At 37.9% G+C, this 21,791-nt stretch carries 14 protein-coding genes; 8 read left to right on the top strand and 6 right to left on the bottom strand.

All coding sequences use genetic code 11. The features are described from left to right. The first annotated feature begins 10 nt into the window (after positions 1-10). The 4 genes from ACFSQP_RS07810 to ACFSQP_RS07795 are packed head-to-tail and all read left to right on the top strand — an operon-like array spanning position 11 to position 3,385. Positions 11-559 (top strand): hypothetical protein, encoded by a 549-nt coding sequence (locus ACFSQP_RS07810; protein ID WP_376893107.1) that lies wholly within the window; start codon positions 11-13, stop codon positions 557-559. After that, on the top strand, positions 531-1,343 hold the full coding sequence (locus ACFSQP_RS07805; RefSeq protein ID WP_376893105.1) for a hypothetical protein: 813 nt from the start codon (positions 531-533) through the stop codon (positions 1,341-1,343). Before ACFSQP_RS07810 ends, ACFSQP_RS07805 begins: the two co-directional genes overlap by 29 nt. Continuing rightward, positions 1,344-3,146, top strand: coding sequence for a chloride channel protein (locus ACFSQP_RS07800; RefSeq protein WP_376893103.1), 1,803 nt, complete (start codon positions 1,344-1,346; stop codon positions 3,144-3,146). Positions 3,147-3,148: 2 nt separating this feature from the next. Continuing rightward, positions 3,149-3,385 carry a hypothetical protein gene (locus tag ACFSQP_RS07795; RefSeq protein ID WP_376893101.1) on the top strand — a complete coding sequence of 79 codons (237 nt, stop codon included), beginning with the start codon at positions 3,149-3,151 and terminating at the stop codon, positions 3,383-3,385. Here the strand turns inward: ACFSQP_RS07795 and ACFSQP_RS07790 are convergent. Next, complete coding sequence (locus ACFSQP_RS07790; protein ID WP_376893099.1) at positions 3,382-3,831, bottom strand: nucleoside deaminase; 450 nt, start codon at positions 3,829-3,831, stop codon at positions 3,382-3,384. The genes ACFSQP_RS07795 and ACFSQP_RS07790 overlap by 4 nt on opposite strands. A 64-nt stretch (positions 3,832-3,895) precedes the next feature. Then, positions 3,896-6,586 (bottom strand): T9SS-dependent M36 family metallopeptidase, encoded by a 2,691-nt coding sequence (locus tag ACFSQP_RS07785; protein ID WP_376893097.1) that lies wholly within the window; start codon positions 6,584-6,586, stop codon positions 3,896-3,898. A gap of 146 nt (positions 6,587-6,732) precedes the next feature. Between ACFSQP_RS07785 and dxs the strand changes: the two genes are divergently transcribed. Further along, positions 6,733-8,499 (top strand): 1-deoxy-D-xylulose-5-phosphate synthase, encoded by a 1,767-nt coding sequence (dxs, locus tag ACFSQP_RS07780; RefSeq protein ID WP_376893095.1) that lies wholly within the window; start codon positions 6,733-6,735, stop codon positions 8,497-8,499. 220 nt (positions 8,500-8,719) lie between these two features. Here the strand turns inward: dxs and ACFSQP_RS07775 are convergent, their stop codons facing one another. Beyond that, entirely contained in the window at positions 8,720-10,063 is a 1,344-nt protein-coding gene (locus ACFSQP_RS07775) for a deoxyguanosinetriphosphate triphosphohydrolase (RefSeq protein ID WP_376893093.1), read from the bottom strand. A gap of 183 nt (positions 10,064-10,246) precedes the next feature. On the opposite strand from ACFSQP_RS07775, the gene ACFSQP_RS07770 reads away from it, so the two are divergent. The 3 genes from ACFSQP_RS07770 to ACFSQP_RS07760 all read left to right on the top strand — a co-directional run bounded on the left by ACFSQP_RS07770 (position 10,247) and on the right by ACFSQP_RS07760 (position 16,822). Next, complete coding sequence (locus ACFSQP_RS07770) at positions 10,247-13,060, top strand: TonB-dependent receptor (RefSeq protein ID WP_376893091.1); 2,814 nt, start codon at positions 10,247-10,249, stop codon at positions 13,058-13,060. Between the two features lie 44 nt (positions 13,061-13,104). Beyond that, the gene (locus tag ACFSQP_RS07765) at positions 13,105-14,292 is read left to right on the top strand and encodes a multidrug transporter (protein ID WP_376893088.1); all 1,188 of its coding nucleotides are present in this window, start codon (positions 13,105-13,107) and stop codon (positions 14,290-14,292) included. A 229-nt stretch (positions 14,293-14,521) separates the two neighbouring features. Beyond that, on the top strand, positions 14,522-16,822 hold the full coding sequence (locus ACFSQP_RS07760; RefSeq protein ID WP_376893086.1) for an inorganic phosphate transporter: 2,301 nt from the start codon (positions 14,522-14,524) through the stop codon (positions 16,820-16,822). Between the two features lie 177 nt (positions 16,823-16,999). On the opposite strand, the gene ACFSQP_RS07755 is transcribed toward ACFSQP_RS07760, so the two are convergent. The 3 genes from ACFSQP_RS07755 to ACFSQP_RS07745 all read right to left on the bottom strand — a co-directional run bounded on the left by ACFSQP_RS07755 (position 17,000) and on the right by ACFSQP_RS07745 (position 21,643). Next, entirely contained in the window at positions 17,000-19,471 is a 2,472-nt protein-coding gene (locus ACFSQP_RS07755) for a ribonucleoside-diphosphate reductase subunit alpha (protein ID WP_376893083.1), read from the bottom strand. A gap of 167 nt (positions 19,472-19,638) precedes the next feature. After that, a complete protein-coding gene (locus tag ACFSQP_RS07750) occupies positions 19,639-20,619 on the bottom strand; it encodes a ribonucleotide-diphosphate reductase subunit beta (protein WP_376893081.1) in 981 nt (326 codons plus the stop codon). Between the two features lie 445 nt (positions 20,620-21,064). Then, positions 21,065-21,643, bottom strand: coding sequence for a DUF3109 family protein (locus ACFSQP_RS07745; RefSeq protein ID WP_376893078.1), 579 nt, complete (start codon positions 21,641-21,643; stop codon positions 21,065-21,067). Positions 21,644-21,791: the final 148 nt, after the last annotated feature.

The raw sequence follows: 21,791 nt of genomic DNA, 5'->3' as shown, positions 1-21,791 counted from the left end.
GCTTTAACCAATGACACGGAAACGCATTTTTAAAATTTTCCTGTACGTTGTATTAGGTGTTACAGCTATTTTATTTGCCCTATATGGCTACACATATTATTTGTTTACCTATGCTTACACCCCGGAAAAACCAGTTACAGCTGTAGCTGGCTATATACAGCCAGAAACAGCCATACGGCACACAACTTTTACCGCTTGCAACTGGAAAGCTATTAGCTCTTACTACTCCAATGAAGCTTCTAAATACAAACAAGATAAAAACCACTTTAAAATGTTTGTAAAGCAACATTATAATAATAATAATTATACAGATTCTGGCTATGTAACGTTTCGGTTTATAATAAACTGTAAAGGTCTAGCTGGTGCTTATCAAGTTTATAAAAACAGTTTAAATTTACGACCGCAACCCTTTAATGAGGCTATAGTAAATCAATTATTACAAATTACAAGCAGCTATAATAAGTGGCGCCCGAGTTATAAAAACCAAACTGCACATGATGCCTATACGCATCTTACTTACAAGATAGAAAATGGTCAAATTACTAATATCATGCCTTAATTTAAGCTTGCTACTCTGCCTGTTTTCGTGTAAAACAGATCAGGATAAAGCTAAAGAAGCCTATAATTTTGGTATGCATTATTTTGAAGAAGGATCGGTTGGTCGTGTAAATGCCCTTATACGTGCTTTAGAATGCGATACCAGCTTTACACCTGCCGCCTTTGAACTTGCTAACACCTATTTAAAACGAGGCCTTTTACAGCAATGGCGAAGCTACATTAACCAAGCCGTAATGTCGGATTCGGTGCAGTATTTACCGTTTCGCGGCTATGCTTATCTGTGGTATTTTAAAGATTATAAAAAAGCACTTTCAGACTTTAATTCATTAAAAAATAGCGATGTAAAATTAACGAAACTTCCTGAAGCTGTAAATCTTAATTATTGGCGTGGCATAGCTTATTTGGGTGCTGAAAATTACAGGCAATCCGTTGCTAGTTTTAGTGCCTTTTTACAAACAACTAATACACAAAGCACCGCCAAACAAAATATAGCCACAGCTTATTTATATCGTGGTATAGCTTTATATAAAATGAAAGCATACAAAAAAGCGCGTAATAATTTTAGTAAACTACTAGAATACAGTACATTTAACCAAGCTGATGCTTTTTATTATTTAGCTTTAATTGCCAAACAAGAGCGCGCTATACATGTAGCTAGAAAGCATATTAACAGTGCTCTAGTAGCCTATAAAGCTGGACATTACAATAAACGTCCGGATGTTGAAACCTTACATCAAATTTATTTAGAAGATTTATTACATTTAAAAAACCAATTAACGCTGTAAATGACCCTTAAACATGCCATAAAACAAATCATGATTTGGAGATATAAACATATCTCTCAAAAAAACTTTGTCTTATTGTTAAGTATTTTGGTGGGATTACTAACTGGGGTAGCCGCTCTAACCTTAAAAAACCTTACCTATTCCATACAAGTTTTTTTAAAAAAAGGGATTGTTTTTTCCGAAAATCAGCTTTACTTCATTTTGCCTTTTATTGGTTTACTTTTGGTGTATTTATTTAAAAAATACCTTTTAAAAAATGGCATGACACCGGCTGTTCCGTCCTTTATTAAGCGGGCCGTACCTTCTGTACTATATGCTATGTTACGACAAAAAGGCCTCTTATCGTACAAACTTATTTACCACCCCATTATTATGGCGCCACTTACGGTGGGATTTGGTGGTTCGGTGGGTTTATTAGGTCCAGCCATAACCTCGGGGTCTGCCATGAGTTCTAATATAAGTAGGTGGATGCACATTGATAAAAAAACACGAACGCTGCTAATAGCTTGTGCTACGGCTGGTGCCATTGCCTCCATGTTTAAATCGCCCATTGCCGCCCTTGTTTTTGCTATTGAAGTATTTAGTTTAGACCTAACCTTTACCTCGTTACTTCCGTTGTTAATGGCCTCAATTTCTTCGGTACTCACATCGTACTTTTTTTTAGGCGATGAGGTGCTTTTTAATTTTTCAGTAACCGATAAATTTAACATTAGGGATACGGCATTTTATATGATACTTGGGCTTGGAACCGCCATTGGCTCTATTTACTTCACTAAAATATATTTTGCCATTTATGCTTTTTTTGACAGATTTAAACACCGTTTTACTAAATTATTAGTGGGTGGTTTTGCTATTGGCGTCATGCTTTATTTTATTCCACCACTGTACGGAGAAGGTTTAAGCTTCACAAAAGATTTATACGACGGTAACCATTTACACGCTTTGGGCTCCACCTTGTTTGACGCCCACCTAAACAATATCTGGGTCGTTATTTTATTGTTGCTTGGATTTACCGTTTTTAAGGCCATAGCCATGACAACCACATTTGCTGCTGGCGGCGTTGGTGGTGTTATTGTACCTACCATGGTTATGGGAAGTGCTTTAGGCAATGTTGTTGCTAAAGTGATAAACAACGTTGGCTTTGGGCATCAGGTATCTGAGGCTAATTTTACTTTAGTTGGTATGGCTGGTTTAATTGCCGGTGTGGTACATGCGCCTTTAACCGCTATTTTTTTAATTGCCGAAATAACAGGCGGCTATGTTCTTTTTTTACCGCTTATGATTACTGTGGCCATATCGTATATGATTACAAAAAATTATATGGCGCATACCATTTACACGAAAGAATTAGCAGAAAGAGGCGATTTGCTAACCCAAGACAAAGACCATAATGTATTAACCTTTATGACTATTGACAGTGTTATTGAAAAGAATTTCATCACGCTCCGTCCAGAAATGTCTTTGGGAGCCATGCTTCACGAAGGTGTTGCCAAATCCAATCGTAATTTGTTTCCTGTTATAGATGCGCAAAAACATTTGGTAGGCATTATTTTGCTGGATGACATTAGAAACATTATGTTCGACCAAGCTTTATACAATAGCACATCTGTAGAAACATTTATGCAAATACCACCAGATTATATAAATTACGAAACCGATAATATGCGCCGTATCATGCAAAAATTTCAAGATACAAACGCCTGGAATTTACCCGTAATAAAAGATGGAAAATACCATGGGTTTGTTTCTAAATCTAAATTACTAACGGCCTATAGGCGCCAACTTATAAACATTACACATTAGTTATGAAATACCTTATTATATTATTTTTTAGTGCCAGTTTAACTGCTATTATTTTAGGCTTAACACTGGAGGTTTCCTACGCACCAAAACTTGTAGGAGGTGGTGTAGTTGGTTTATTTTTTATTGTATTTCCACTATTTTCATGGTACCGTTGGAAAGATAAAAAAATGAGCGATTATTTACTAACCAAAGAAAATTTGGATAAAATGCGCGAAAGTCAAAAACGTCATAAGCTTTAATTTAAATTCCGTTTTTCAATAAAGAAGCGCTTTAATAAGGCAGCAGATTCCGCCTCTAAAACACCGCCTTTAACTTTGGTTTTAGGATGTAACTTGGTTTGTAAATGCAAACAACCTCTTGCGGCATCTTTGGCTCCGTAAACAATGTTACTTATTTGACTCCAGTATAAAGCGCCACCGCACATTTGGCAAGGCTCCAAAGTTACATACAGCGTGCAATTATGTAAATATTTACCGCCCAAAAAATTGGCTGCAGCCGTAATGGCTTGCATTTCAGCGTGGGCTGTTACATCATTTAATAACTCGGTTAAATTGTGTCCACGCGCTATAATTTTATTATCGGTTACAATTACAGCTCCAACTGGTATTTCGCCTTTATTAAAAGCTGTTTCTGCTTCTAAAAGGGCTTTTTTCATAAAATAGGTATCGTTAAAAATAGTTTCCATAGCTTAAAAATAAAAAAAGGCATCTAATAATTAGATGCCTTTTTTATTAGGTTATTACTTCTTATTAGTTTTTAATAATCTTGTGGTTTGTACTAACCGATTTTCCAGAAATATTTAAAATATACATTCCAGATGTTAAGTTTTGCATTGGTACAGTAACTGTCCCGTATAAATCGGCTTGCTTGCTGAACACTTGTCTGCCGTTTATATCGGTAATTGTTATAGTAACTGGACCCAAACTTGTATTTGTTTTAATGTAAATATCGTTATAAGTTGGGTTCGGATACACCTTAATTAAATTACTTTGGTCATACTGGTCTACACTTAAACTCGTACAGTTTTGCAATGTTGGATCGGTATCGTCTGGCATTGAAAAGTCTTGTACTTGATCTGTACGACTAGCTTTAGAGCCACCCGATGCATTTAGACCTAAACCTCTGTTAGCAAAAACTTCCCAAATTAAACACTGATCGGCGCCGCCAGTTGTGGCGTTATCTGCAGCCAATATAGCGTCGCGCGCTTCAATAAAGTCTGGATTACACGGTTGTAATTTCAAAGCATCTATAACTAATTGCATGACTTTGTTATTACCGCCAGTTCCGTTATAGATATCGGCATCAAAACCATATTTTTCTACATAAGCCGCTGTTAAGTCGTATAGCATTGTTCCCCATATAAATCCTATTCCATGTGGTTGGGAAATACTTCGTTCACTATTTGTATCGCCATAAGTAAAGCCATTTACAGAGAAATCTGTGGCATATTTGGCGTTTCTAATACCAATACCATCTACTGGCTGACCTGGTGAATAGGTAACCATACCACGTCCAGCTACGTAATCTTCTTCGGCTGTTAAGGTAATCATTAAAGCAAACCAGTCGGACCATCCTTCGCCCATTTGGGTGGCATTTGTTAAGCAATTGGCTTGGAAAGCGCCGCCTGTTAAACGGTTAGATATACCATGACCATATTCGTGAGCCACAATCATATTATCTAAACTACCATCAATAAAATAAGGACTTGGACCTTGTAAGGTTACATTTACCGTTTCATTTTGCATGGCGGCTATTAAAGCCTCTCCATTTGTATTGTTCATAAAAACAGATGGTATGGCTAAAGGTGGTGTTGTTTCGCCAGACATATTTACGTACTCCGTATAATTAGGGTCGTTATCTGGGTTGTTGTGGTTTACCACTATTACTGCCACGGCACCAGCGTTTTGAGCATTCTGAATTTTTTCAACAAACGTACATGTACCTCTTCTTATTATTGCAATTTTACCGGTAAGATCAGCTACTGGGTTACAACCCAATGTTGGAGACATGCTGCCATCATTAACTAGTTGAACATCTGCCGTAACTGGTGTTGTACCAATTCCTGGAAGGTTGCTACCGTTACCGGCAGCAGGATTAACAGCCCCATAAGATCCTGCGAAAGAACCATTATTTACCGTAACTAAATTTTGCAGGGTACCAGCACCTGGAGGCGACCATAAAAACATAGTCATACCAGGATTATTCCCTTCTGGAGGTGTACCAAAAAAGGCATTATTTAAAGACCCATCTGATCCATTTCCGTCCTGTGCATCGGCGTATACAAAGTCATTGCCTAAACCGCCGTTTCCGTAATTATTAGACTGAAAATTTCCACTTGGCTCGTCAAAACCATATTGATACCAAATGTCGTGCATAACATTGTTTATGTAAAACAAGTTAGTAATAGACACATCTTCATAACCTTCTGGTTGTTGATTTAAATTTAAAGGAAAATCAAAATTCAAAGTCTCCGTTCCATCTGGCGAATAACCTATAACATCGGTACCAGCTCTGTCTTCCATAGCCCATACATTATTACCTCGTGTAATGGTAAACTCTGGCCCAGCCACACCATTAGTGTCGTGCCAACCGTATGGCGAAGCCTGCGTATTTGCCGGTTCTACTAACAAAGTTCTGCTTCCGTGATTTGGACTCTCTATTGGTAAGGCAAATACATTATATTGTGCGCCATCGGACACGGACACCGCTTCTTTAAACAGCGTAAAGTTAGCTTCTTTTGGTGCGTATGCAGCACCTGCATGACCGTGATTTTGATGGTTTGGATCATCAAAATTACAAGCAACAATCCAATCTGTTTCATCAATTAAGTTACCAGTAACCGCATCTATACGCACGCTATACCAGTTTCTGCCATTTAAGGCCTGAATACTTAAATCCCAAGATAAAACAAGACTACCCAATTCGTTTTTAAAGTACACTAATTGTACAGGAATATTGGATTTTGAAATAGCTGCTTTAGAAAACACATACTTGTTGTTCGTTTTTTCTAGTAATTCCAAATTTTGTAACGCACCCAAATTTAATTCGGAACTCGCTCTAATAATAGCCTCCTCTGCCGTTATTTGAGGTGTAGTTGTACTAACGCGTTGGTTTAAATTGTCCACAAAATTATTGGCGTAATAAAACACAGCATTATTTTTTACCGCAACACTAGAAATGGCATTAAAAACCGGGATACCTTGGTACTGCTGACTCACATAAACGTGCGTGACTTTGGTGCTTTTTGAAAACACCTCTTGATTTATGGCTAAATCGGCTATATCGCTAACGCTTAAATTAAATTTTTCCTTGTTCTGATTGAGGTAGTTTTGGATGGTTCTACCATGTTCAGAGCTTAATAAATTACTTTGCGAATAAGCCATACTGGTAAAGACCAAACCGGCTAAAAAAAGTAACTTTGCTACATAGTTATTTTTCATTTTTCAATTTTGTTTTTTGAATTTTTATTTCCTAAACAACAAATATAAGGAAGTTGCCAATAAATTTTAGGGTATTTATTTAAATAAACGCCAATAATTAAAGAATTGATAGGTATTTTAATAATTTTACAACACATTTAGCATCTATGAATTTTCAGTTTCTAAACCACCTAAACACGCCGTCAGATTTGCGTGCTTTAGCACCCCAAGAATTACCAGACTTGGCTAAAGAATTACGCCAATACATTATTAATGTTGTGGCGACAAAAGAAGGTCATTTAGGTGCTAGTTTGGGCGTTGTTGAACTTACTATAGCACTTCATTATGTGTTTAATACACCAACCGACTTGCTTATTTGGGATGTTGGACACCAAGCTTATGCCCACAAAATTTTAACAGACAGAAAGACGGTTTTTCACACCAACCGTCAATTAAATGGTATTAGTGGTTTCCCTAAACGGGAAGAAAGCCTGTACGACACCTTTGGTACAGGGCACGCTTCCACCTCTATCTCTGCGGCTTTGGGCATGGCTTTGGCGTCTAAAATTAAGGGCGATTTGAACAAACAACATGTTGCTGTAATTGGCGATGCCTCTATTGCCGGCGGCATGGCCTTTGAAGGGCTAAATCACGCTGGGGTTAGCAATGCTAATATTTTGGTTATTTTAAACGACAATGCCATTGGTATAGACCCTAGTGTTGGCGCCCTAAAACAATATCTAACTCAAGTAAAAACCGGGATACAAACACATGACAATATTTTTGAAGCTTTAAATTTTAATTATTCTGGTCCCATTAACGGCCATGACGTTTTCAGCCTTATTACCGAATTGGAACGCTTAAAAACCATTAAAGGACCTAAATTTTTACATGTTATTACTACAAAAGGTAAAGGGCTTAAACAAGCAGAAGAAAACCAAGTGGTGTATCACGCACCAGGCAAGTTTGATGCCTTAACGGGCGATATTCTGCCAAAGGTAACTACCGCGCAGCCACCCAAATACCAGGATGTTTTTGGGCATACACTTGTAGAATTAGCCCATAAAAACGAACGAATTGTTGGCATAACGCCTGCTATGCCCACAGGTAGCTCCTTAAAATATATGATGGCCACATTTCCGGAGCGCGCTTTTGATGTGGGTATTGCAGAACAACATGCCGTTACGTTAGCAGCTGGCATGGCCACTCAAAATATGATTCCGTATTGCGCCATTTATTCTACCTTTTTGCAACGTGGCTACGATCAAATTATACACGATGTGGCATTGCAAAATTTACCGGTAATATTCTGTTTGGATCGGGCGGGTTTAGTTGGCGAAGACGGTGCCACCCATCACGGTGTTTTTGATTTAGCTTACCTACGTTGTATACCAAATTTAATAATTGCAGCACCACGCAACGAAATTGCACTCCGAAACCTGCTGTACACGGCACAATTAGGCACCTTATCCAATCCAATTGCCATAAGATATCCCCGAGGTAGAGGCACCCTTACAGAATGGCAAGTCCCTTTTACAGAAATAAGCATTGGAAAAGGCACCCAGCTAAAAAAAGGGGAAAAAGTTGCAGTTTTAAGTATTGGTACCATGGCACAAACGGTTACAGAGGCTATTAAAAACCACAGTGTGTCGCATTACGATATGCAATTTGTAAAACCTTTGGATACCGCTTTATTGCATGATATATTTAACACTTACAATGTTATAATTACCGTAGAAAACGGTACCATTGTAGGAGGCTTTGGGAGTGCTATTGCCGAATTTAAAGCCGCGCATGCTTATCCGAATACACTAAAAATTTGTGGTGTGCCCGATGTATTTATTGAACACGGAACAACAGCGGAGTTAATGGAGAAAATTGGTTTAAGCGCCGCACAATTAGAACAAACAATACACGGATTTTTACAGGCTTAAAAACCTAAAATTTAGTTTTTTTTGTTGTAAAAACAGAAATTGAATTTACTAAAATTCTACGTTAATTAAAAACAAGCAGGCTGGCAAAAGTAACTAGGAAAATAAAAATAGCTCCTAAAATATTGTGTTTCATTTTTGGTTCATTTAATCGATTTGAGTTCTTAAAGATATCAAAACAACCGATTAAAAGCAACTTTTTAAGATATTACGCCTGTTTTTACTAAAAAGCAATCCCTTTTATTTTTTTGTAAATTAAAATTGCTCGACTATCCGACAAGGAAGCCACAAAATTACACACGCCTAACAAACGTTTATAAATTTCCGACTCCTGCGTGATTACAGTATCTGGTAAGGTATTTAAAATAAGATTATCGTAATTAGATGCCGTCCCATTGTATTCATTATTAATAGCAGATACATAAGTATCTAATAAGGTATTTATTACACGATAGCCCAATATTTCCTTCTCTACAACTTCCTTGGACTGGTACACCTTGCTAATACTAATATTTATAATATCGTTAATCTGTGCCTGGTATGAACTTTTATCTAAAAGAGCGGTTTGGAACGTATTCTTTAAAATAGCTTCTTCATTTTCAATAAATATCTGCACCGCTTCGTTTATAAGTGTATTAATAGCCAAAGCTCTTAAATAACTAATGCGGTCTTGAGTACTTGCCAACTGGTTATAAGTATGCGTTTGAATTCGGCTTTTAACCAACTTAATTAAATACTCCAATGCAAATTCCTCTTGAATGAGGCCTAAATTAATACCGTCTTCAAAATCTATTATGGTGTAGCAAATATCGTCTGCCGCTTCTACTAAAAATGTTAGCGGATGTCTGGCGTAACTTGTATCCTGGTTGGCGCCTCGAGAAATTAAGCCAAGTTCGGATGCGATATCTTGAAACGCTGCTTTATTATCCTGAAAAAAACCATATTTCTTATCGGCTATATGGCTGGTTGGTTTTTTGGGTAATGACTCCTTCGGATATTTTGTGAAGGCTCCCAAAGTAGCGTAACTTAAACGCAGGCCACCAGGACGTCCTAAACGACTTTCCGTTAAAATTTTAAAGCCGTTGGCATTTCCTTCAAAATCGCATAAATCCTGGTATTCTTTAGGTGTTAATTGCCCAGCATATGTTTTTCCGTTTCCAGATTTAAAAAATTCACCTATTGCTTTTTCTCCGGAGTGCCCAAAAGGCGGATTACCAATATCGTGTGCCAAGGCAGCAGCAGCCACAATAGCTCCAAAATCGTTTGGCTGATAGCCATGAATTTCTTGAAGATGCGGATATTTTTCAATCAGTTTTTTTCCGGCTAACCGCCCCAAAGTTCTGCCTACAACACTCACCTCTAAACTATGGGTTAAGCGTGTGTGTACAAAATCGGTTTGAGATAAAGGAATAACCTGTGTTTTGTCCTGTAAACTTCTAAATTCTGAAGAAAAAATAATCCGATCGTAATCCACTTCAAAACCAATACGGGTTTCATCTTGCTCCTTTCGTAAACGTTTATTACTGTCGCCAAAACGCTTTAATGATAATAGTTGTTCCCAGTTCATAGCCAAATTTATAGGTCTGCAAGATAGTATTTTTTGAGGCTAGTAAACAGGCTACCCATTACATTATTTGGAAAATCTGGTAACATTTAGGTAATGTTTTTATGACATAGCTTTAATATGCGTTTAACGCTTAGGTAACATACAAACAATTTCTTTGCGGCATAAAATAATGGAACCAAACAGATGAAATACACATTGCTAAAGCTACTCCTACTTACTACTACTCTGGCATTTGCACAGCAAACTGGTACTATTAGCGGAAACATTACCGATAAAGCCTATAATTTAGAACCGCTACCTTTTGTAAACGTTTATATTGAAGGTACCAACCAAGGTACCACTTCAAACATGAACGGTGTGTACCAGTTAACTAATTTATCACCCGGAAACTACACCGTAGTTTATAGCTTTCTAGGCTATGAAACCCAACAAATTCCAGTTCTTGTAAAATCTGGAGAAACAACCAAAGTAACCATAGAAATGGCACCAAGTGCTTCGGTGTTAGAAGAAGTTTTAATAAGCAGCAGCAACAAACGCGAAAGCGAGGTAGCCTTATTATTACAACAAAAAAATGCCCTGGTTATGAAACAACATATTGGTGCTAACGAATTAGCCCGAAAAGGTGTTAGTACTGCTGCTGGAGCTGTTACAAAAATATCCGGTATATCTAAACAGGAAGGTTCTAGCGCGGTATATGTTAGAGGTTTAGGCGATAGGTATTTAAATACCACCTTAAACGGGTTACCCTTGCCTTCCAACAATGTGGATGAAAAGAACATCGACTTGAGCTTATTTTCATCCAACATCATTAAAAATATTTCTGTAAGTAAAGCATATGCTGTTGGATTTTACGGCGATTTTTCAGCGGGAAATATTAATATAAATTCGAAGGACTTCAAGGGAACATCGCTTTTAAATGTAGGTGTAAGCAGCGGATTTAACACCAACGCGGTAACTAAAAACTTCGTAAAAAGCGAAGGCACTGGCCATTTTGGATATTACAATCGCTACAGGCACAACCCCTTTGCGGTCGTGTTATCGCATGGTATAGATCCGGTAAGCGCAGGAACCCCCATAAACACCAACTATAGTCTTACCGCAGGTAAAAGCTTTCAATTTAAAAACCAATCCCGATTGCATATTTTCGCCACCGCATCGTTTAAAAATGCTTTCCAATACCGCCAAGGCACCACCCGAGATTACACATTGGTTGAGAAAAAAGCGTTCCAAAACAGCGCAGAGGCCTACGAATACACCACAACAACAACCGGTTTAGCAACTGCTAATTACAAAATTACACCAAACAACACACTTACCTACAATGGCATTTTTATTAATAGTACCGCCGATGTTGTAGGCTATTTTGGTATTAATGGCAATGGCAAAAACCGCGATGCCATCCGAAATACAGATGCAGGCTTCTATCAAATGAATGCGCAATTTGACCAGACCAAAATGCTGGTTAATCAATTACTAGGTCAGCATATATTTCAGAAGTTTAAAGTAAACTGGGGTTTTGGATATAATTATGTTCGCGCCCATCAACCAGACAGAAAACGTATAAGCCTAGAGAATTATCAGTTGGCTTTAGATGATAATCCCAATACCAATCCTACGTTCTACAACAACGTCGATTTTGATAACCAACGTTACTTTCAAAACATTACCGACACCGCCTACAACGGTCAGATAAATTTAGCCTACCAAGCCAATGAACAAACTACTATACATATGGGTTTTAATGGCAAACAAAAAGTTCGCGACTTTAACAACATACGTTATGGTTATGCTATTTCCGATATCAATTATCCTGTTACCGATGTGCATAATCTGAACAGTATTTTCACATTAAACAACCTTCATATTTCCGAAAATGATGGTGGTATTTACCAAATTAAGGTTATTAAACCCATTCCAGGTTTTGGCACAACCAATATGCCTGGACTTCCAGAAAACACTTACCAAGGTACTAATAGCGTCTTTGCTGCGTATGCACATGCTGAAATATTAGTAGGTTCCAAATGGCTATTTATACCTGGTATTCGAGCGGAAAGCATTAAGCAGGATATTGATTTCCACGTTATTAATTTAGGCTTACAGGGCCAAGGCCTTGTTTCTTCAGAAAATAAACTGCTGTTGCCAAGTTTACAGGTAAAGTATGGCATAAGCGACAACCAGAACTTACGATTTTCTGCCAGTAAAACAGCATCCTTACCAGAATTTAAAGAAGTCGCGCCGTTTGTGTATGAAGATATTTCGGTTCGCGTTGGTGGAAATCCAGACCTACTAAACAAGGGCTATTCTAAAATATACAATCTAGATTTACACTACGAATGGTTTTTTGGTAAAGGCGAACTCTTATCGGTTGCAGCCTTCGCTAAAACAATTAAAGACCCCATAAATTTGGTTGTAAGTGCGGATGCAACAGGCACCCAACGCTATTTTAGAACCGGAAAAAAAGCATCTGTTTATGGCATAGAATTAGAGTTCAGAAAAAATATACTTACCAATAATAACGCTAATAAAATTTTATCTACCGGCTTTAACGCCAGCTACATGCATACCAAACAGGATTTAGATACAAAAATTGACGGCAATTATTACGATGTTAGTTTTAATAAAACTTCTGATGCGCTTCAAGGTGCTTCTCCATTATTACTAAACGCCGACATTAGTTATTCACCACAATTCAAAAATTACAAGCCAACTGCCAACCTGGTGTTTTCATATTTCGCAGACAGAATTGATGCATTAGGTTCTGGCCAATTAGGCAATGTAATAGAGAAAGGTGTACCCACGCTAAATGTTATCTGGAAAAATACCATTAAAAACAATCTGGACATTACCATTAGTGTATTAAACATTTTAAATCCTAGGATACAATATTACAGGGAAACCACGCTAGGTAATGTGCTAGTAAATTCGGCCAATGGCAAAGGAATTACAGACTATAAACGCGGCCTAGAATTAGGCTTGGACCTAAACTATCGTTTTTAAAACCATAAAACTTAATAATACAAAAATAATAACACCACTTAATTATGAAAACAATTCACCTAGTAGGAATTCTACTATTAAGCGCACTTTTTTCATGCGCCACAGACGACACCGCAACTATTTATATTACCGATAACAGCGTAACAAATAATACGAGCGGTAATAACACCACTACAGATTGCACTACCATTTTAGCAGCCGTATATACCAGCGATTTAGAATTAGAGCCCTTTACCTGTTACACCATTAACGGCCCGGTTATTATGGCTACCGGCACCAATTTAATTATCCCCGAAGGTGTAACCATTTATGCTGAAGCAACCGGTGCCGAGGTATATATTGCCATATCGCAAGGCGCCAAAATTACGGCAACCGGCACGCCCAATAATCCTGTAGTATTAACATCCAATGCTAATTTACCAAAAGCTGGAGATTGGGGCGGCCTTATTATTTTGGGCAAAGCGCCTATTAATTCGGTTACAGGCAGTGCCACCGCCACCTCCGAAATAGCTAGCTTACCATATGGTGGTACCGCATCCAACGATTCATCAGGAGTTTTACGCTACGTGCGTGTGGCTTATTCTGGAGGTGCTGCCGATGGACAATCGGAAAATAACGGCTTTTCGTTTTATGGTGTTGGGAGCGGTACCACCGTAGAATATATTCAAGCTTATGAAGGCAAAGACGATGGTGTTGAGTTTTTTGGCGGTACCGTAAATGTTCGCTATGTGTCGGTTATCAATGCTCAAGACGATTCCATAGACTGGACGGAAGGTTACACCGGCAGTATTACCGATGCCTATATAAAGCAAGGCGCACAGCACGATAAAGCAATTGAAGCTGATGGCTATAACACCGATTTTAGCAATGCTGCTGGCTATTACTCCAAACCAAATGTAAGCCATGTAACAATAATTGGTTTAGGCACCGAAAGCAATCCCGATAGCGAAGCCGTTCGATTACGAGCAGGAACACAAGGTATTTTCAATAATATTTACATTCAGGGCTACGGTGAAGGGTTTGATTTGGATGGCGACCTAGGAAACAACCCTACCGGTAACGGTGTAATTAATGGCCACTTACATGTTACCAACGTGAGTTTTGTAGACGTCACACAGTACGTCCAGAACGATACACAAGTTGCGTTTTCTGAAACCGATTTTTTAACAGGAATCTCCAACGCTACACAAACAAATTATGCTGTTTGGGGCGCCAACTGGACGCTGGAATAGCCCGTGCAGAACATATTTCCCCTCTAAAAAAGACGCTAAATACCTAATAGGTTGTTTAAGCGTCTTTTTTATGAACAAAGCGCTTATTGTAAATTTATAATCCTTTTTATATGAGTATTTTACAAAAAAGCTGTGTTCAAAAAATAGGCAAATTAACCAAAAGTTAACATTTAGGTAACATTACAAAACCAAACACTACGGATATTTGCAAACTATTTTAAATTAAAATATGGATAATATATACTTATTAATGATTGTGGCCTTGGCCGTTTTAGCAGTTGCTGATTTGGTAGTAGGCGTAAGTAATGATGCGGTAAATTTTTTGAATTCCGCTATTGGCTCCAAAGCTATCTCCTTTAGAACAATAATGATTGTTGCCAGTGTAGGTGTGGCTGTAGGAGCTGTGTTTTCTAGTGGCATGATGGAAGTTGCCCGAAAAGGTATTTTTAACCCCGAAGAATTCATGTTTAATGAAATTATGATCATTTTTATGGCGGTCATGATTACGGATATTCTGTTATTGGACTTTTTCAATTCTGTTGGCATGCCCACATCTACAACAGTTTCCATTGTATTCGAATTACTTGGTGCCTCTGTTGCAATGTCTTTAATTAAAATTGGCAGTGCGGGAGGCAGTTTTACAGATTTAATTAATTACATAAACACCTCTAAAGCCACCGAAATAATTTTTGGTATCCTCCTCTCGGTTATTGTGGCCTTTACAATTGGTGCTGCCGTGCAATGGGTAGCAAGACTTTTACTATCGTATAATTTCGAGAAAAAAGCCAATTGGGTAGGAGCCTTATTTGGCGGCTTTGCATTATCCTCTATTACGTATTTTATTTTTATAAAAGGTTTAAAAGGAACCGCCTTTGCCGATAACACTTATGCCTTTTTAAATGGGATTACCATAAACGAATTTTTAGAACAGCAGTTAGGCCTCATTCTTTTAATAAGTCTGATTATTTGGTCTGCTATAGCTTATTTGGCCATTAGCTTACTAAAAACCAATATATACAAACTTATTATTTTAGTAGGAACCTTTGCTTTGGCTTTAGCTTTTGCTGGTAACGATTTGGTTAACTTTATTGGGGTGCCTATTGCTGGGTGGCTGTCCTACTCCACATGGGCTGCCTCTGGTGTTGCGGCAGATGCTTTTAGTATGGGCTTTTTAGCCGATAAAGTGGCTACACCTACCATTTTGCTGGTAGCAGCAGGCTTAATTATGGTGGTTACCTTATGGTTTTCTAGCAAAGCTAAAGACGTGGTAAAAACCTCATTAGATTTGTCCAGTCAAGGAGAAACAAAAGAACGTTTTCAACCTAATTTCTTATCGCGTAGCTTTGTGCGTTTTGCGGTGTTAGCCTCCCAAATGTCCTCTTACATTTTACCAGAATCATGGCAGAAAAAAATTGATAAACAATTTGAAGTACCTGTTTTAACTCTTAAAAAAGATAAAACTTACGAACTTCCCGCATTCGACTTGGTGCGTGCTGCGGTTAACTTAATGGTTGCTGCGGTTTTAATTTCCATTGCAACATCTATGAAGTTACCGCTATCCACAACCTATGTTACGTTTATGGTAGCCATGGGTACCTCGTTGGCCGATAGGGCCTGGGGTGCCGAAAGCGCTGTTTACCGTGTAGCTGGTGTTTTAAACGTTATTGGCGGATGGTTTTTTACCGCGTTTATTGCCTTTTTTGCCGCTGCCACCATAGCCTATTTACTTAATTGGAATGTAACAATTATGGTGCCTGTACTCTTGTTATTGGCTACTATTTTATTAGTACGTAACTATATTTCGCACAGTAAAAAATCGAAAGAACTGAAGGCCGAAGATAGCCTAACACGTGCAGAAAGTAGTTCTATACAAGGTGTTATTTACGAAAGCACTAATAATATTGCAAACGTTATAAAACGTGGCAACCGAATTTACACCAACGCCATTAATGGTTTAGCCAAACAAGATTTATCCTTGCTTAAAAAGAATAAAAAGCAAGTGGTAAAACTTGGTAACGAAATAGAGGAATTACGCGATAATATTTTCTATTTTATAAAAAACTTGGACGAATCCAGTGTGGCTGCTAGTAATTTTTACATAAACGTGTTAGGATATTTACAGGATATTACCCAGTCTTTAGAATATATTTCGAAAGTGAGCCATAAACATGTAAACAACAACCACAAAAAACTGAAATTTAGTCAGATTAAGGAGTTAAAGGAAGTTGACGAGCGTTTTGAGCGTTTATTTGAAAACACTAAAGCGGCATTCGATTCGCGCTCGTTTGAAGAAATAGGTACTATTTTAAGCAAAAAACAAGAAATTATTAAGGTAGTAACCGATAAAATTCAAAAGCAAGTTGAGCGTACACGAACCGAAGAGTCTAGTCCTAAAAACACGACTTTGTATTTTAGCATTTTATTAGAAACCAAAGACCTTTTAAATGCTACTATGAATTTATTAGAAGAGTACCATCAAGCGCACGACAGCTCTGTGGAGCCCGCAACAGTGCCGGAAGCTGATGAATAAGCACACTTCATAAGGTTAAATACAAAAACGCATCTTTCTTAACAGAAGATGCGTTTTCTGTTTTAACCTGTAAAAATGGCATTCTTTTAAAACAACAATTACCCGTTTAAAGCCAAAAAAAAAGCACCTTATTATAGGGTGCTTTTTTTTGTATTAACTCTTAAATGTACTGTCCAATTAAGATCCACACATAAGGCAATCGTCTCCTTCTGCCTCCTTTGCCTGCGCAATAAGTGCTTTCATTTCCTCGGCCGATAAAGGTTCTGCTGCATCCTTAGCTTGTGTTTGAGCAAATTTTGAAGCTGTTTTAGCTGCTTGCTGCTGCTGTGTGGTAACCGAAGTTGTTTCGGGCACTGCTTGGGGTGTTGCTTTGGCTTTTTTCTTATTATCCAGTGTAAACTTAATGGCATCTACTGCACTTTTTGTTCGTAAGTAATACATACCCGTTTTTAAGCCGCTTTTCCAAGCGTAAAAATGCATAGATGTTAATTTGGACATAGTAGCACCTTCCATAAATAAGTTTAAGGATTGCGATTGATCTATGAAGTAGCCGCGGTGTCTGGACATATCAATTATATCTTTCATACTTAACTCCCAAACTGTTTTGTACAGCTCTTTTATATCTTGCGGAATGCCTTCAATATTTTGAATAGAGCCGTTAGCTCTCATAATATCTTGCTTTAAACTGTCGTTCCACAACCCTAATGCAACTAAATCCTCTAGTAAATGCTTGTTAACAACAATAAATTCGCCAGACAATACGCGTCGTGTGTAAATATTGGATGTATATGGCTCAAAACACTCATTATTGCCCAATATTTGCGAGGTACTTGCGGTTGGCATAGGTGCCACTAATAACGAATTTCTAACGCCATGTTTTTTTACAGCTTCTCGTAATTTAGCCCAATCCCAACGGCCACTTAATTCTTCATCCTTAACACCCCACAAATTGTGTTGGAATTCGCCATTGCTAATAGGCGATCCTTGGTATGTTTGATAAGGACCATCGGCCATTGCTTCTTCCATACTCGCTGTAACGGCTGCAAAATATAAGGTTTCGAAAATTTCCTGATTTAACTTTTTAGCCTCATCGCTGGTAAAAGGCATGCGTAATTTTATAAAGGTATCTGCTAAACCTTGCACTCCTAAACCTATTGGCCTGTGGCGTAGATTGGAGTTTTCCGCTTCTATTACCGGGTAATAATTTCTATCAATTACACGGTTTAAGTTTTTAGTAACGCGTTTTGTAATTTTATATAACTGCTGGTGGTCAAATTCGCCATTTTTTATAAACATAGGCAAGGCAATAGATGCCAAATTACACACAGCTACCTCATCTGGCGAGGTATATTCCATAATTTCGGTGCACAAATTTGACGACCGAATAGTACCTAAATTTTTCTGATTAGACTTCCGGTTGGCAGCATCCTTATAAAGCATGTATGGCGTGCCGGTTTCTATTTGCGATTCCAGAATTTTTTCCCAAAGCTCGCGCGCCTTTATGGTTTTTCGTCCTTTTCCTTCCGATTCATATTTTAAATATAAAGCTTCAAATTCCGCACTGTGCACTTCATCCAAACCAGGACATTCGTTTGGACACATTAAGGTCCATGTCCCGTCTTCTTGAACGCGCCTCATAAACAAGTCGGAAATCCACATAGCATAAAACAAATCGCGTGCGCGCATTTCTTCTTTACCATGGTTTTTCTTTAAGTCTAGAAAATCAAAAATATCGGCGTGCCAAGTTTCCAAATACATTGCAAAACTACCTTTACGCTTACCGCCACCTTGGTCCACGTACCGTGCCGTATCGTTAAATACTTTTAACATGGGTACAATACCATTGGATGTCCCGTTGGTTCCTGAAATATAACTTCCTGTTGCCCGGATATTATGAATAGCAAGACCAATACCGCCAGCCGACTGCGATATTTTTGCGGTTTGTTTTAAGGTGTCGTAAATACCTTCAATGCTATCGTCTTTCATGGTTAATAAAAAGCAAGACGACATTTGTGGCTTTGGAGTGCCCGAGTTAAAAAGAGTTGGTGTGGCGTGCGTAAAATATTTTTTCGACATGAGCTCGTAGGTTTCAAGCGCCGCATCTAAATCGTTTAAATGAATTCCTATAGCCACCCGCATAAGCATGTGTTGTGGCCTTTCGGCAATTTTGCCATTTAATTTTAGCAAATACGAACGCTCTAGGGTTTTAAACCCAAAGTAATCGTAACCAAAATCCCGATTATAAATTATTGTGGAGTCTAGAACATCTTTGTTGGCCATAATTACTTGGTATACCTCATCGGATAACAGGGGTGCTTTTTTACCAGTTCTAGGGTTAACGTATTCGTACAAATCCTGCATAACCTCGCTAAAGGATTTTTTGGTATTTTTATGCAAATTAGACACTGAAATACGTGCAGCTAAACGCGCGTAATCTGGATGTGCGGTAGTCATGGTGGCCGCAATTTCGGCTGCTAAATTATCTAGCTCGCTAGTTGTAACGCCGTCGTAAAGTCCCTCTATAACACGCATGGCTACTTTTACAGGATCTACTAGTTCATTAAGGCCGTAGCATAATTTTCTAACCCTTGCGGTTATTTTATCGAACATCATGGGCTCTTTCCGCCCATCTCTTTTAATTACATACATACATTTAACGGTTTTGTATTCCTAATACAGCTTTTTAGGAATGTGGATTAATTAGCTTGTGCTACGCTGCCAGTAAAAACTTACAACATAACGGTATTGTGAAACATCCGTACAGCGCGTTTAAACGCCATACAGCAGTTTTTTAATTCTTAATTTTGAGGGTGTGATTAGAAATCGGCGTCGAAACTAAATTTATCTTCCTCTTCCTCTTTATTTAACACGCCGGCTTTTTGATATTCAGACACCCGTTTTTCAAAAAAGTTTGTTTTCCCTTGCAAGGAAATCATATCCATAAAATCGAACGGATTAGCCGTATTGTACTCTTTTTCGCAATCTAATTCGCTTAAAAGTCTATCGGTAACAAATTCTAAATACTGTGCCATAAGTTTGGCGTTCATGCCAATTAAACTAGCTGGCAGCGATTCGGTAATAAATTCGCGTTCAATATCTAAGGCTTCAATTAAAATTTCACGAATACGTGCTTTAGGTACTTTGTTTACTAAATGATTGTTGTGTAAATGCACGGCAAAATCGCAATGTACACCTTCATCGCGCGAAATTAATTCGTTAGAAAACGTTAGGCCAGGCATGAGGCCGCGTTTTTTCAACCAAAATATAGAACAAAAAGCACCTGAAAAGAAAATACCTTCTACAGCAGCAAAGGCTATTAAGCGTTCGCCAAAATTAGGCGATTCAATCCATTTTAAGGCCCAATCGGCTTTTTTCCGGATGGCTGGAAAGTTCTCTAAAGCATTAAATAGCTGGTCTTTTTCAGTTTCATCTTTTACATAGGTGTCTATTAACAACGAATATGTTTCGCTGTGAATATTTTCCATCATAATTTGAAAACCATAGAAAAATTTAGCTTCAGAATACTGGACTTCATTTATAAAGTTTTCTGCTAAATTCTCATTTACTATACCATCGCTTGCCGCAAAAAAAGCTAGTATATGTTTTATAAAAAAACGCTCATCGTCGTTTAATTTATCTTTCCAGTCTGATAAATCTTGGTGTAAATCTATCTCTTCTGCCGTCCAAAAACTGGCTTCCGACTTTTTATACCACTCCCAGATGTCGTGGTGTTGGATAGGAAAAATAACAAAGCGATCTTTATTTTCTTGAAGTATTGGTTCTGGTATTTGAGACATGTTTAGTGTTTTTTTGTGAATTAATTAACGAGATACGAGACTAACAAATATTAAAAATTGTTCCTGATATTGAAAGCTATTTACACAAAGATTGTCAACAAGTTTTTAACAAACCACTGGTTACGCCACGTCCCAACTGCTAGCCACCATGAATTGTATAGCTTACTACAAATCAACTTTTTAGAAGTACAAAAACAACGGGGACAATACAATAAATATTTTAAAAACCAGCGATTAAAAACAGTAATTTTATGACAAATTAGGCCTAAAAATTAGACTGGGTTTTGTACGAAACGGACTTTTAAAAATATGCCTACCGCGCCATTTATAGAATTTTAAAAAAAGAATGTGTGCGGTTTATACTTTTCAGGTTGAAAAACCCAAAAGCCAATTATAATGGTTTACATATTTTTTTAGAAAACGCTTCTTAATAAAGAGCTATGGACTAATTTTTGTTATCGGCCTGTTTTTCGGCAATTTTTTCCAATTGCGAATACCATTCTTCTCCAAATTTTCGAATTAAGCCCTGCTTTACAAATTTGTAAATAGGCACCTGAAGCTCTTTGCCCAAAGTACAGGCATCGTCGCAAATGTACCATTTATCGTAATTGACAGCCGAAAACTGACTGTATGCTTTTACGCGTACGGGATACAAATGGCAGGAAACGGGCTTCTTAAAATCTATTGCGCCCTGATTATAGGCCTCTTCAATACCGCACAATGCCGTACCTTTTTCATTAAAAGTAACGTACACGCAATCTGCGCCATTAATAAGTGGTGTTTCCAGTTCGCCATTGGCTGTTTTTATAAAAGTGCCTTGCGCCTCAATGGCCGCGATACCCTCCTCCCGTAAAAAGGGTTTTACTTTAGGATAAATAGCCTCTAAAATATGGCTTTCTTCTTCCTCCAGTGGAGCGCCCGCGTCGCCATCTATACAGCAAGCACCTTTACATGCCGACAAATTGCAAACAAAATCCTTTTGGATTATATCCTCCGAAACTATCGTTTTTCCTAATTGAAACATGAGGCAAAAATAGCTAAACTTTTGGTTATTATCATGATGTAATTTTACGAATAATGGCCTAAATTTGTAATCTGGTTGAAGTTAACAAAAAACCATAAAAAAAACAGACCATATAAAACACTAAAGCCTTTATAACACATTGTACTTT

The sequence above is a fragment of the Bizionia sediminis genome (genome assembly GCF_042684585.1).
GTDB lineage: Bacteria > Bacteroidota > Bacteroidia > Flavobacteriales > Flavobacteriaceae > Algorimicrobium > Algorimicrobium sediminis.
Note: the sequence above shows the minus strand (reverse complement) of the source record. Positions and strands in the feature narration are given on the sequence as shown.